Source organism: Sphingobacterium sp. 1.A.4 (assembly GCF_002734245.1).
In the GTDB taxonomy this organism is placed as follows: domain Bacteria; phylum Bacteroidota; class Bacteroidia; order Sphingobacteriales; family Sphingobacteriaceae; genus Sphingobacterium; species Sphingobacterium tenebrionis.
Window position 1 is genome coordinate 36,932 of sequence record NZ_PEAZ01000045.1, and the last position, 13,100, is coordinate 50,031.

Annotated in this window: 15 protein-coding genes and 1 tRNA gene; 6 read left to right on the top strand and 10 right to left on the bottom strand. The window is 40.8% G+C overall.

The annotated features are described in order from the left end of the window. Positions 1–136 precede the first annotated feature (136 nt). Positions 137–562: a hypothetical protein gene (locus tag CRJ00_RS06905; protein WP_144038117.1), complete on the bottom strand. Its 426-nt coding sequence runs from the start codon at positions 560–562 to the stop codon at positions 137–139. Between the two features lie 489 nt (positions 563–1,051). Here CRJ00_RS06905 and CRJ00_RS06910 point away from each other — a divergent pair, with 489 nt between their 5' ends. Continuing rightward, on the top strand, positions 1,052–1,804 hold the full coding sequence (locus tag CRJ00_RS06910; protein WP_099366140.1) for a class I SAM-dependent methyltransferase: 753 nt from the start codon (positions 1,052–1,054) through the stop codon (positions 1,802–1,804). 59 nt (positions 1,805–1,863) lie between these two features. Here the strand turns inward: CRJ00_RS06910 and CRJ00_RS06915 are convergent, their stop codons facing one another. Beyond that, positions 1,864–2,394: a GNAT family N-acetyltransferase gene (locus tag CRJ00_RS06915; RefSeq protein WP_099366141.1), complete on the bottom strand. Its 531-nt coding sequence runs from the start codon at positions 2,392–2,394 to the stop codon at positions 1,864–1,866. Position 2,395: 1 nt separating this feature from the next. Then, positions 2,396–2,728, bottom strand: a complete 333-nt coding sequence (locus CRJ00_RS06920) for a phosphoribosylpyrophosphate synthetase (protein WP_099366142.1) — start codon at positions 2,726–2,728, stop codon at positions 2,396–2,398. A gap of 405 nt (positions 2,729–3,133) precedes the next feature. On the opposite strand from CRJ00_RS06920, the gene CRJ00_RS06925 reads away from it, so the two are divergent. From CRJ00_RS06925 to CRJ00_RS06935, 3 genes are read left to right on the top strand one after another with little or no spacing between them, the layout of a single operon-like run. Continuing rightward, positions 3,134–3,940, top strand: a complete 807-nt coding sequence (locus CRJ00_RS06925; RefSeq protein ID WP_257213709.1) for an endonuclease/exonuclease/phosphatase family protein — start codon at positions 3,134–3,136, stop codon at positions 3,938–3,940. Between the two features lie 33 nt (positions 3,941–3,973). Next, positions 3,974–4,801: a class I SAM-dependent methyltransferase gene (locus CRJ00_RS06930; protein WP_099366144.1), complete on the top strand. Its 828-nt coding sequence runs from the start codon at positions 3,974–3,976 to the stop codon at positions 4,799–4,801. Positions 4,802–4,821: 20 nt separating this feature from the next. Continuing rightward, a complete protein-coding gene (locus CRJ00_RS06935; protein WP_099366145.1) occupies positions 4,822–5,709 on the top strand; it encodes an SH3 domain-containing protein in 888 nt (295 codons plus the stop codon). Here the strand turns inward: CRJ00_RS06935 and bioA are convergent. The 5 genes from bioA to CRJ00_RS06960 are packed head-to-tail and all read right to left on the bottom strand — an operon-like array spanning position 5,698 to position 10,312. Beyond that, positions 5,698–6,960: an adenosylmethionine--8-amino-7-oxononanoate transaminase gene (gene bioA / locus CRJ00_RS06940; RefSeq protein ID WP_099366146.1), complete on the bottom strand. Its 1,263-nt coding sequence runs from the start codon at positions 6,958–6,960 to the stop codon at positions 5,698–5,700. The two genes, CRJ00_RS06935 and bioA, sit on opposite strands and share 12 nt — an antisense overlap. Further along, complete coding sequence (gene bioB / locus CRJ00_RS06945; protein WP_099366153.1) at positions 6,948–7,937, bottom strand: biotin synthase BioB; 990 nt, start codon at positions 7,935–7,937, stop codon at positions 6,948–6,950. Before bioB ends, bioA begins: the two co-directional genes overlap by 13 nt. 27 nt (positions 7,938–7,964) lie before the next feature. Then, a complete protein-coding gene (bioD, locus tag CRJ00_RS06950) occupies positions 7,965–8,591 on the bottom strand; it encodes a dethiobiotin synthase (protein ID WP_099366147.1) in 627 nt (208 codons plus the stop codon). Between the two features lies 1 nt (position 8,592). Next, positions 8,593–9,696, bottom strand: a complete 1,104-nt coding sequence (locus CRJ00_RS06955) for an aminotransferase class I/II-fold pyridoxal phosphate-dependent enzyme (protein WP_257213710.1) — start codon at positions 9,694–9,696, stop codon at positions 8,593–8,595. After that, complete coding sequence (locus CRJ00_RS06960) at positions 9,677–10,312, bottom strand: hypothetical protein (RefSeq protein WP_099366149.1); 636 nt, start codon at positions 10,310–10,312, stop codon at positions 9,677–9,679. Before CRJ00_RS06960 ends, CRJ00_RS06955 begins: the two co-directional genes overlap by 20 nt. Before the next feature lie 76 nt (positions 10,313–10,388). On the opposite strand from CRJ00_RS06960, the gene CRJ00_RS06965 reads away from it, so the two are divergent. Then, positions 10,389–11,864, top strand: coding sequence for an aminotransferase-like domain-containing protein (locus CRJ00_RS06965; RefSeq protein ID WP_257213711.1), 1,476 nt, complete (start codon positions 10,389–10,391; stop codon positions 11,862–11,864). 4 nt (positions 11,865–11,868) lie between these two features. On the opposite strand, the gene CRJ00_RS06970 is transcribed toward CRJ00_RS06965, so the two are convergent. Next, positions 11,869–12,294, bottom strand: coding sequence for a hypothetical protein (locus CRJ00_RS06970; RefSeq protein ID WP_099366151.1), 426 nt, complete (start codon positions 12,292–12,294; stop codon positions 11,869–11,871). Between the two features lie 364 nt (positions 12,295–12,658). Here CRJ00_RS06970 and CRJ00_RS06975 point away from each other — a divergent pair. Continuing rightward, positions 12,659–12,732 (top strand) — tRNA-His (locus CRJ00_RS06975). A 106-nt stretch (positions 12,733–12,838) separates the two neighbouring features. Here the strand turns inward: CRJ00_RS06975 and CRJ00_RS06980 are convergent. Next, a partial coding sequence (locus tag CRJ00_RS06980) for a transposase (RefSeq protein ID WP_144038071.1) occupies positions 12,839–13,100 on the bottom strand: 262 nt, incomplete at its 5' end.

Genomic DNA, 13,100 nt, shown 5'->3' on the forward strand with positions numbered 1-13,100 from the left:
AATTGGTTCTAATTTAATTAAAATGCCTCGAAAAATTCGTTAAATACCTATAAATTTTACATAACTATTTTGGAAAGTTTAAAGGGTGAATCCCTTACAGAAACACCCTCTAGACATACAAACAACAGTATATTCTTTAATCAAAATATTCCCTACTGATGTCTTCCAATTTTTCAGGAAAGATTTCGGTTGGACAGTGCAATAACTGCCTAATCGAGAATAGTTGATAGAAACTTCGGTCGTCGAGGATATTCAGAAAAAGAAACAATTCTTTTAGGATCAATCGTTCTTTCTCGTCAGATCTGGTAGACATAATTTCCAACAAGGAAAGCTTCATCTCATTTAGGCTCAGGAAATAATGCGTCAGCCCACCTCCTAAACTCCAAAATCCTTGATCGATGATATCCTTATATTTAATTTTTGCATATAGGTTGTAGATCGATTGTTGCTGTTCTTCATCCAGGTTTTCCAAATTATTGGCTGAAGTAAAACAATTAATAACGAGCTCCTGCATTTTTTCGGACAAGCTCTTTTCCGGTGCATTTGTTATTGGTGTTTCCATATTATTTTGATGAATTTTTGAGAATTGTTTTTCATTCCTCTTAAAAAAGGAATCCGCAGCAGATTTACCATTTACCCTATAAATGTGCTGCAAAACTACAACCTATGGATTAATTAATTGTTAAACATTTAATCAAAATAGGAAATTAACATATCTCTAATGAGCATCTTATGGAATTGTAATAGCGTTTTAATGGATTTCTAATGTACAAAAAAGTCAGCCCTTTTGGGACTGACTTTTACTTGTGTTTTCCTTAAGTAGTGAAAATGTGGTTGTATATAAAAAATCAATAGCAATTTTTACTCCAAAAAATACAGTGGAAAAAGATTTATTATGTTCAAGGGTCAAATAAGATATTCTTGTAATGAAAAATCTACATTTTCGTCTGCATCAATCTGAATCCTTGCTGGTTAACAAAAGAATAAAGATCAATTTTCTTTGAAAATTTGTATATTTATTAGCAGTAATTGAAGTTAATAGATATGCATTATGGCTACATTCAATGACAATTTTTCTAAGCAAGCTTCCATTTATGCCCAATACCGGCCATCCTATCCGCATGAGCTTTACGATTATCTTTCCGAATTAACCCCCACCCATGAATTAGCATGGGATTGTGGTACAGGGAATGGACAGTCTGCCATACACCTCGCAGATTTTTACGATTCGGTATATGCTAGTGACCCCAGCGAAGCACAGATCACCAATGCCTTCGCCCATGATCGGGTGACCTATAAGGTCGAAAAAGCAGAGGAATCAACATTAAAAGACCAATCCGTGGATTTGGTGGCTATTGCGCAAGCCATACATTGGTTTGATTATGATAAATTTTACGCGGAGGTCAAAAGAGTCCTTAAAAAAGGAGGTATTATTGCCACCTGGGCATATGGAATACCCAGTATAAATAAGGAATTGGATGTATTGATCAAGCATTTCCATCAAAAAACCGTTGGTCCTTATTGGCCGATCGAAACCCGCAGTATCGATCAGGAATATACGACCATCCCCTTCCCATTTCGGGAAATCGAGCCTCCTGAATTCTATATCCGAAAAAGATTTAAGATGGAAGATCTTTTAGGGCATCTTTTGAGTTGGTCTGCAACGCAACGATTCATCGAGCAGGTTGGTCAAAACCCTATTGATCAATTAAGACCCGAAGTCGAGAAAATCTGGGGCAACCCGCAATTGGTAAAAGATGCCGTTTGGAAAATCTACCTACGCGTAGGAAAGATTCCTGCGTAAGAATAATCCCTGCGGAGGAAAGATCATTTGGTATGCAAACTAGGAATGAAGAAAACTATTTAGTTTAAAACCTTTTCATAGGCTCTTCTGGCTCCCCCACGGAAATACACTTCGCCACAATAGGTATATCCCAGTTTTTCAAAAACGCGGAGCATTCCTACGTTATCAAAGTTCGTATCCACACGTAGGCTGTATACTTGCCTTTCTTTACATAATTCTTCTACCTCTTTCAACATCTTACTTGCCTGTCCTTTGACATAATTTGCCTGACTGACTGCGATACGGTGCACTACGCCATAAGGCTGATCACTCAACCACTTCCCTTCTATGATTTCATAAGCAGGTTCTATCTCAAAAATCAAAGCAAGATAGCCATATACTTCGCCATTAGCATCCACATGCACATAGCCATAACCTAATTCAATATCCCCTTGGATAACTCCTAGGTTTGGATAACCATCTTGCCATTGATTACTTCCTTCCTCCTTCCGCTTATCTATTGCCTGTTTTATGATCGACCAAATTGCTTCTGCTTCCTCTGCTCGGGCATTCCGTAAGATAAGATCCTCTAAATTCACTTGAATTGACATATTAACTTCTTGATCTTTTATACAATTCCTCCACCAATCTCGAAGATCTGAAACTGAATTCAGCGCCAAAACTATTCACTACCAAACCTTTCACCAGATTATCCTTGGAAGAAATAGCAAATAGAATACTTTCATCCGCTGGATCCGTCATGCCTTCAAAACGATAGATATCATCGATAATGAATTCATCTGGAGATAATTCCATAGACTTTCCAGCACAGCGAAGACATTCGCCATCCTCTGAAATCAAAAAATCATCGGTATAACCTTGTTTCTGCAGGTCATTTACTGCTTCGCTTAATGTATCGTAACTTTTTCTTGATAGATTTGCCATAAGACTGCTATTAATTTTTCACATCCCTTTCCAAGTAGATCCTTAGGTGGATCCTTAGATGGTATCAAATTATGAAAAATTAGCTGTTGTCACAAAAAAAAGGCATTGCTTTTGCATGAAATAAACTTAAAAAAACAAATTAATCTTAAGGGTTGTATGGACGTATTCTTGCCGATTTTGGGATGCTTGATATTATTATTTAGTATTCTACCTTTAATCCGAAGTGACTTTTGGACCTTCCGAGTATTTGAATATCCTAGAATCCAGAAATTAGCACTCGTTATACTTTGGATAGTATTATATATATCCTTTGGAAATAAAGAAGTCATCTTTCAAAAAATCCTATTTTACGCCCTGATCATCAATGGCATCTATCTCTGTTGGCAGATTTGGCCTTTTACACCTTTGGCAAAAAAACAGGTTTATCGGGCTGAAAAATTGGAGCCCAACAATCAGATCGCTGTAATGATATCCAATGTATATGAAGATAATGTTAATTATCAAGGATGCCTTCAGGTGATCCATGAAAATGACCCCGATCTTATCCTCTTATTAGAGACCAATCATATCTGGGCGAAAGAAACAGAAAGCCTAGATAAGGAATACCCTTTTCAAGTAAAAGTCCCGATTGACAATACCTATGGCATGCTCTTATTCTCCAAATTCAAACTTCACGAAATTTCTGTAAACTATTTGGTGGAAGAGGAGATCCCAAGTATATTCTGTCAGGTGGAATTGCCTTCCAGGCAGCGGGTTCAAGTGTTTGCGGTACATCCTACCCCGCCTGTTCCCAATGAAAACCCTCGTTCAACAGAACGCGATAAGGAACTGTTATTGGTGGCCAAGAAAGCTGAAAAATTGGATATGCCCGTCATCGTAATTGGAGATCTTAATGATGTGGCCTGGAGTTATACCACGGAACTTTTCCTAAAAACCAGTCAGCTTTTAGATCCTCGGCGCGGCAGAGGTTTTTACAATACCTTCCATGCCAAAATGCCTTTAATGCAGTTCCCATTGGACCATGCCTTTATCTCTGCAGATTTTAAATTAATATCTCTTAAGAAATTGGATAATTTCGACTCGGACCATTTTCCTATCTTTGTGAAGGTTCAGTATGAAAAGCAGGCTGAGGAGGAACAAGAGGATAACCAATTGGAGCAGACAAAAGCAGATGAAGAATTGGCGGAGGAAAAGATTCATGCCGACACTTAGGGATATATCTCCTGATGTTTAATTTGAAATAAAATGGCAGACCATACCGCATTCCAACCGGACAATCCGGATGAAGATTATCTAGCGATCAATCGAAAGCTATGGAACGATAAAACCAATTCCCATACTTCTTCTGAATTTTATGATATGCCTTCCTTTTTGGAAGGGAAATCCTCTTTAAAGGAAGTGGAGTTAAATTTACTGGGCGATGTAAGAGGTAAAAACATCCTGCATTTACAATGTCATTTTGGTCAGGATAGTCTATCCTTGGCAAGAATGGGTGCGAAAGTGACGGGGGTCGACCTTTCCGATGCAGCCATACTCTTTGCGCAACAATTGGCACAGGACTTGGCATTAGATGCAGAATTTATCTGTTCCGATGTTTATAATACCCCTGAGGAACTCAATGGCCAATTTGATATGGTGTTCATCAGTTATGGAACCATTGGATGGCTTCCAGATTTGGATAGATGGGCGGCGGTTATTCATCGCTGTTTAAAACCACAGGGCAAATTGGTATTTGTAGAATTTCATCCGATGGTCTGGGCATTTGATTATGAATTCAGCAAAATTGCCTACAGTTACTTCAATGTCGAAACGATTGTTGAAACCACCGAAGGCACCTATGCAGACCGTAATGCCGACATCAAAAACAAATCTGTTTCTTGGAACCATCCCTTGAGCGATGTGTTTAAGGCACTACTGAACAATAACTTACAGATAAGCTCTTTTGAGGAATTTGATTACTCACCCTATAACTGTTTTTTGAATACCGTTCAGGATGGTCCAGACAAATACAGAATTAAGGGATTGGAAGGCAAAATCCCGATGTTATATGCCATCACGGCTATTAAATCTTAAGACATTACGCATCTTCTTTTATGAATTTTCGAGTATTTATTTTCGCTTTGAGCTTAGCCATGATGAGCATTTCCTTTAGTTTCGCTCAAGCACCTGCAGCCTATGAAGTAGTAGAGGAATTCAACTTCTATCAGGTACATGATCAGAAAGAAACTTTGGTCTTTGCCAATATGGCCTATATCCGGGAGGAGCCCAGCACGAAAAGCAAGCTTTTGGATTCACTCGCTCTCGGAACTGAACTAAAATACATAGGCGCTGATGCCATCAATCCAACCCTCATTCGGGGGATGAAATTACCTTGGTACTATATCGAATATGTGCTTCTTAATGGCCAAAAGAAAAGAGGCTATATCTGGGCTGGTCTTTTGGCAGTGGGGTCAAATGTGGACAAGAAAACCGGTAATACGTTCCTACATGGCTTTGCTTGGCAGAACCAAGAAGAGGACAACAATTATTATTGGACGGAACTTAAGGTGCTGGACAAGAACAAGCAGTTGATCGATACGGAAAGCTTTGCCTATTTACCATCCAGCCAATCTTTTTCCTACAATGAAATTGCTGATGCCCAAGGCTTAGCAAACAGCAAAAACATCATTAAGGTAAGCTTTTCTGGGGAATCCTGCGGGATCTATACCTTCGATTTTTATTTTTCCTGGGATGGAAAGCAACTCCACTCCTTACCTGAAACTTCCTCGGTAAGTGATGCTGGAATATTTTATTATTCGGAGGAATTAGTCTTTCCCAATACCCATAAAAAAGGGAAACAGATCATCGTCAAGCGTATCGAACAAGGGGAATCCGAATCAGACATTAACGATGAAACTGTTTCTGAAGTCATTTACAAGGTGGAGAAATCAGAAGAAATCTATGAATGGGATGGTTCAAAATTCCTTAGATCAACAATCTAGGACTTCCAATATAATGTCATAAACGTACTCCAGCTCTTCTTCCTTTATGCAATAAGGTGGCACCAGATAAATGGTATTTCCCAAAGGCCGCATGATGATATTTCTCTTTAGAAATTCTTGGTAAAGGAATTCCTGCGCGCTATGAAAATAGCCATCCCGTTCTGCGGTATGATATTCAAAAGCCAGGACTGTTCCCATCAATCGGGGCTGTTGGATCTTCGGATGCAGCATCAACTTACCTAAAAAAGCAAGATGCTTTTTATGAATGCTGTCAAGCTGTTGCTGGCAATCAGCAGACAATAAGATCTCCAAACTGGCCAATGCTGCTGCACAGCCAATCGGACTTGCTGTAAAAGAATGACCATGAAAGAGCGCTTTCTGCTTCTCATCGGAATAAAATGCTTGATAGATTTCATCCGTACAAGTTGTGATGCCCATCGCCATGGTCCCTCCTGTAAGTCCCTTAGAAAAGCACATCACATCCGGAGCAACACTTAACTGATCGGCGGCAAATAAGGTCCCTGTTCTTCCAAATCCCACAAAAACTTCATCCTGGATCAAAAGAATACCCAAAGATCTACAAAATGCCATCAGTTCCGACAGATCTTCAGCACTGTGCATCAACATCCCTCCTGCTCCTTGGATCAGCGGCTCGTAGATCAGGCATGCGGTTTCTGCTGCATGCTCTCTAATCAATTCTTTTGTCTGTTCCAAATTCAATGAGGTTGGTGGATCTATAAAGATCACGTCGAAAAGTTTGTCGGAAAAAGGAGCAGTCCAATGCCCTCTTTCACTGACCGACATGGCACCAAAGGTATCACCATGGTAACCTTCTTTAAATGCCAGTATTTTATTTTTCGGCCTGCCTAGATTATGGCCTAATTGAAGGCACATTTTCAGGGCAACTTCTACCGCCGTGGAGCCATTATCCGAATAAAACACCTTTTGCTGATTGCTAGGCAACAGATTCAATAACCTTTCGGATAATAAAATGGCAGGTTCATGCGTAAAACCTGCAAAAATAACCTGTTCTAAGGTGTTCAATTGGTTGAATACCGCCTTTGCAATAGTTGGATTGGCATGTCCATGAATACTGACCCACCAGGAAGAAACCATATCCAAATACTTTTGTCCATCCTCGGCAAATAAATAGGCGCCTTCGCCCTTAATGATCGGTATGGGATGACTCAATTTCATCTGGGAATAGGGATGCCAATTGACAGCCAGATCTCGTTCTATCAGTTGGCGCATGCTTCTTTTTTTTCCAATACCATGGCTTTTAACCCCAAGTTCTTCAACATCTGCATATCTTCGGAAACACCAGGATTAGGAGTAACCAATAAGGTTTGCCTTTCTCCGGTAAAAATGGAATTTGCACCGGCCATAAAACACCATGCCTGCTCTACTTCGGACATCTCGATGCGCCCAGCACTCAAACGTACCATAGAAGCTGGCATCACGATCCTAGCGGTAGCAATTGTTCGCACCATCTCCCAAATATCAATCCTTGGGAGGTCTGCCAATGGCGTTCCGGCCACCCGGGCCAAGGCATTGATCGGCACGGATTCCGGATGCTTTTCCATATTCGCTAAGCTACGAAGCATGGAAACCCGATCATCTATCGTTTCACCTAATCCGATGATCCCTCCAGAACAGACGGTAATACCAGCTTTACGGACATTTTTTATGGTTTCCAAGCGATTATCAAATTGGCGCGTGGAAATGATCTCATCATAGAATTCCTCCGAAGTATCCAGGTTATGGTTATAAGCGTAAAGTCCAGCCTCCTGCAACCTTTGAGCTTGGCTCTCGGTCAACATACCAAGAGTACAGCAAACTTCCAGCCCCATCTCATTGACCCCTTTGACCATATCAATGATACGATCGAAATCCCGGTTGTCGCGCACTTCCCGCCAAGCAGCTGCCATACAAAAACGGGATGAACCCGAATCCTTCGCCTTTTGGGCATGCGCCAATACTGTTTCTGTAGGCAATAAGGCCTGAACTTTGATATCGGTATGATACCTTGCAGCCTGTCCACAATAGGAACAGTCTTCCGGACATCCCCCCGTTTTCACAGACAATAAAGTGGAAATCTGCACCTCATCTGGCTTTTGCCATTGCCGATGTACAGTTGCTGCGTCAAAGACCAATTGCATCAACGGTCGATTATAGATGGCCAACAACTCTTCTTTGGTCCAATCATGTTTCAGCATATTTTCATTCATGTTATTCATTTTATCTACTATTTACTACTATTTTTCAATGGTTATTTTGGAGAGGGCATACTGCATTTGCGCTGGATCTAACTCCCCTAATTCAGGTATTTGGATCAACCTGCAATCTCCTGGCATATGTTTCAAAAGGATTTCCTTACTAAAGGGATTGAACTCCCCATTTAGCACCAGATAGTGTAAAGGGATTTGATGGTTTTCCAGCGCTTTTATGCTTAAAAGGCTATGGTTTATGGCACCTAGATAATCCCTACAAACCAGAATGGCTGGAATTGCCAATTTTTTGATAAGATCGATGATACATTCCTTATCATTGATGGGTACAAATAACCCACCTGCCCCTTCGACCAATAAATCGATCTGTTTGTCTGGCAATTCGAAATCCTCCAAATGCATTGCGATGCCATCCATATAGGCCGATTGATGTGGAGATGCGGCAGTATGGAGTCTAAATCTTTCCTTAAAAATCTGGATTTTATGATCTAATAAATGGTTCAGCATCATGGAATCCGACTGCTCGAGGTCGCCAGATTGAATAGGCTTCCAATAGGCCATTTGCCATAATTGGGCTAACATCGCGGAACAAATGGTTTTTCCGACGCCAGTACCTATACCGGTTACAAAATATTGTCTGGGTTTTATGTTCATTTTAAATCGTTTCGTTTAGCAGCTGCTGCATCAATCGGATCTCAGATTCTTGGTGATCGGCATGAAGGCAGATCCGGATTCTTTCTTTTCCTTTTGGAACAGTGGGCGGGAAAATAGGGTATATTAGGATCCCATTTTCCGAAAGTTTGGTTTGAATTTGTTGAAGATCAGCGGCAGCACTTGGGAAATAACTTTGAATGGGAGATGCTGGACCTGTTTTCAAAGATTGGAATAATCGGATGTTTTCAAACAAGCGCATAGGCAACTCTGGATTATTTTCTATGAAATCATATGCTGTCCTGATGGATAAGGCATGGAACTCTGGTTGGGCCGTACTGTAAATAAAAGGACTCGCGAAATTAATGAGATGGGAAATCAGATTTTTGGACCCCAGGATACTCCCTCCATGAAGGCCCATGGCTTTTCCATAAGTAACAGTTATCGCAAGTATTCGATTTTGAATCTGAAGCTGATGCGCCAAACCCCATCCAAATACAGCAAAAGCATGAGCCTCATCCAATAGCACATGAGCCTGATATTTCTCCGCCAATTCAACAATCTCCTTGATCGGCGCGAAATCCCCTTCCATCGAATAAAGCGATTCAATCGCAATAAATATTTTGCGAGGAGGCACGACTAAGCAATCCAAACACCCCAGTACCCTTTCCAAATCCCCCACATCATTATGCCTAAACTTCAACCGTTTCGCATTCGTCATCTTCCAGCCATCGATCACCGATCGATGTATATACTCATCACAGATTAACACATCATCCCTACCCAACAAACTAGAAACCAATCCCACATTCGCCATATACCCCGATGGAAATAACAATGCTCCTTCCATCCCATGCTTATCCGCAATAAAATCCTCCACTTCCAACACCATCTTTCCCGTCCCAGATATCAATCTCGACCCTGTCGCTCCCAACAATGCTTCCGGATTATTCCTTGCCAACTTCACCATCTCCTCCCTAAAACCCAGATTCCTCGAAAGTCCCAAATAATCATTCGAATAAAAGTCGATCCCCTCGCCCCTTTCCTTTAAGAAACGTAAAGAACCAAGTCTCTTTCTCACCTCCAGTTTATCCCAAAGATCCTTCATGCACATTCACAGCCGGAAAAACATGTTTCCTTAATTCAGCTACCCATAATTCAAATAAACTGTTCTCCAATTTCAAGATTTCCTGGGCATGCCTTTCCCAACCCGAATCAAAAGCCTGCAACTGAGAGATCATCTCCTCCAAATGCCCTTCTTCCTCCAAAATAATGGATTTCACATTCACCTTGGAGCCAGCTGCACTCAGCAATTCCTGATAAATCGGATAAAGCTCATCCGCCCGAACCTCAATCGCATAGGTTACAAAAAGATAAGCAGCATACTTAAGATCATCATCGGCCAAGGAAAATTGTTCCTTCAAATAACGACAGGCTAACAGATCCAAACGGGCAAGGTATTGTTTAGATGACCTGGCTGCCAAGAGATTCCCATCTGCGTAATCCTCAAAGCCCTTCACCTCCAATTTGGAAAGCTGTTTTTTCAGGTAATACGCATGTCTATGCTCTTCAGCGGCGTGTTTTAGTTGGATAATCTGTGTCTTTACGGGATGTTCGCATGCCGAAATCTTTCTGGCTCCGGCATTTTCCATAAAAGAGAGCGTATTAAGCCAAGCCGCATGCAGATGGGGATCAGCAACAATTTCTTGGAGAATGGTTTTCATGTTAAATAATTTCCAACAAAAATACTATCTTGCCGGACCAGCATAAGGTGCCAGTTTAAAGATAACAACTAGTCCGGTGGAATATAATTACGCAAGTTTTATTAAAATTGATCGGTTTTCGGATGTTCCTGTATACCTTCAGGTCACGAATCAGATGGTATTGGCCATCAATCGTGGCATCCTCAAATCAGGACAAAAACTTTTAGGAAGCAGGCAATTAGCCGAACAATTACATATGCACCGCAATACGGCTACCGCAAGTTACGAGGAGCTGCATAGTCAAGGATGGGTGGATATCCTCCCGAACAAAGGAACTTTTGTGGCTTCCCTACTTCCAAAGACCAACAACAGCCCAAAACCGGAAAACAAGTATCCAATAAGGACCGGCTATACCTTCAAAAAATCCTTTCTTTTTGATAATCCTTTCGAATATATCAATTGCAGGTATGTTTGGAATGATGGCAGTCCGGATATCCGATTGACCCAATTGGAAGATCTTTCCCGGGTTTATAGCGCAAACCTCAAACGCCGTAGCAACAGAAAGAAAATGGGCTATTATAACCAGGAAGGAAGCGAATATTTTAAGGAGCAATTGGCCTCCTATCTGGCCAATTCGAGAGGATTAAAGATCAGCCCGAGTAACCTATTGATCACGAGGAGCATGGAAATGAGCCTTTATATCCTTTCTGAGGTCATCCTTTCTCCCGGAGACCTGGTCTTGGTTGGGGAATTGAGTTATTTCTCAGCAAACATGATCTTTCAAAAATCAGGAAGCCAGCTCATGACCGTACCTATTGACGAAGAAGGCATGGATATAGATGCTGTTCGCCATATTTGCCAAAACCACAAGGTCCGGATGGTTCATATCAGCCCGCATGTGCATTACCCCACCACCGTGAGCCTCAGCCCTAAAAGAAGGATGGAACTGCTACGATTGGCCAAGGAATATGGATTCATTATTGTCGAAGATGATCAGGAGTATGATTTTCAATACGACAAACCCGCTTTGGTTCCATTGGCAAGCCACGATGATGGGGGGATGGTCATCTATGTGAGTTCATTCGGTAAGTCCTTAGCTCCAGGATTCCGAACGGGATTTATTGTTTGTCCGGAAAACCTCATTCAAGAGCTGAAGAAACACCTTGGCATGATCGACCGCCAAGGCGATGTATTGATGGAACAGGCTTTAGGCGAGCTGATCGAAGATGGTAGCATCAATAGGCATCTGAAAAAGTCCTTAAAGATATACCGATCCCGACGGAATGAAATGGCGGTCCGATTGATGGAAGAACTGGGAGATGAAATAGACTTCCAGATTCCCAATGCTGGCCTAGCATTTTGGTTGACCTGGAGAAAACCCATCAACCTGTATAAGCTTTCGCAGTTGGCGTTAAAGCATGATCTGTACATTCCGAAGACCATTCTCTATCAAAACAACAAGTTAACCAGCATGCGGGTTGGATTCGGTCATTTAGACCAACAGGAAATGGAACAGACAATAAGCATACTAAAGAATATGGTATTGATGTTGGATAAAATAGATCCTAAATAAAGGATTAAGCGGGTTCATTGGCGGCAACATGATCGCCAGAGAAACTCATCGGATTCTTATAATGAATATATAATCGTTTATACCTCACCATTTCTCTCGACTCCGCTAAGTAGGACATTTTGCTATCCCGGAAAACTAATCGTGCCGCTTTCTTTTCCATTTTGGACGCATAGTCCAGGAATTGGCGAAAAAGTTCTCGACGTTCATTGGTGCTGAACTTACTTTGCTCACAGATCCGCATTATCAGATCATCATTGAAAAAGATCTTGATTTTATTGCCCTGTACATTGAGAAGATAGACTAAAGGACAAGGCCCATCATTTGGGAACAAACCAAACCCTACTTTTCCCTCTTCATCATTAAATACATAGGCGAAGAATTTAAAAGTACCAATACTGGTCGTGTCTACTAAAATATTCTTGGAAACCATGTTATTAATCTAGTTTGGTTATTGTCACCCCTGTATGGAGCACCTATCAAATATATCAATTATTCTAATTACTTGTTATTACGTATTTTTTATTAATAATAATAAAATAAATAATTAATCATAAGGATTTACCTTTAACCAAAACAGTTTTATCAGCTACAAATCAACAACTTATATCATAAATGTTACAACAAACTTGAAAATTCACCTACCCCAATTGGGGTATAAACGCAGGTTGTTTGAATAAGTTTCCTAAAAAATTATCTAATTCAAAATGAGCTTATTCGATGGTCTTGGATAAAATCTACTTGAATTTATTTGGAGAATATGCTTTTAAGTTCTACTTTTGTATCACAAAATCACGGTAGGTATAGCTCAGTTGGTTAGAGCACTAGATTGTGGTTCTAGGGGTCGTGGGTTCGAGCCCCATTACTTACCCGGTTAATAGGCGTCCAAATGGACGCCTTTTTTTGTTGAATTACCTTCGTAGTAAAACCATACTGAAAGTAACGGATCATACCGAAAGTTTGGGGGGTAAAGATTTTTAAGCATATAATTTCATCACTCTGTACAGGAAGAATGTTGTGTCCCTTACGCCACGAAAGACACTCCTAAAAGCTTTGAGTTTTGCATTGAAAGATTCTGCCGAGGCATTGGTGCTTCTGTTATCGAAGTAGTGTAGTATATATTGGTGATGTGCTGCAATGGATCTTGCCACGCTCTCAAAGGAAGCAATGCCCGCATTCTCAACCTGATTGTGCCACAGACCTAGCTTTGTAAAAGCTATCTTTTTGTCCCTGCATTTG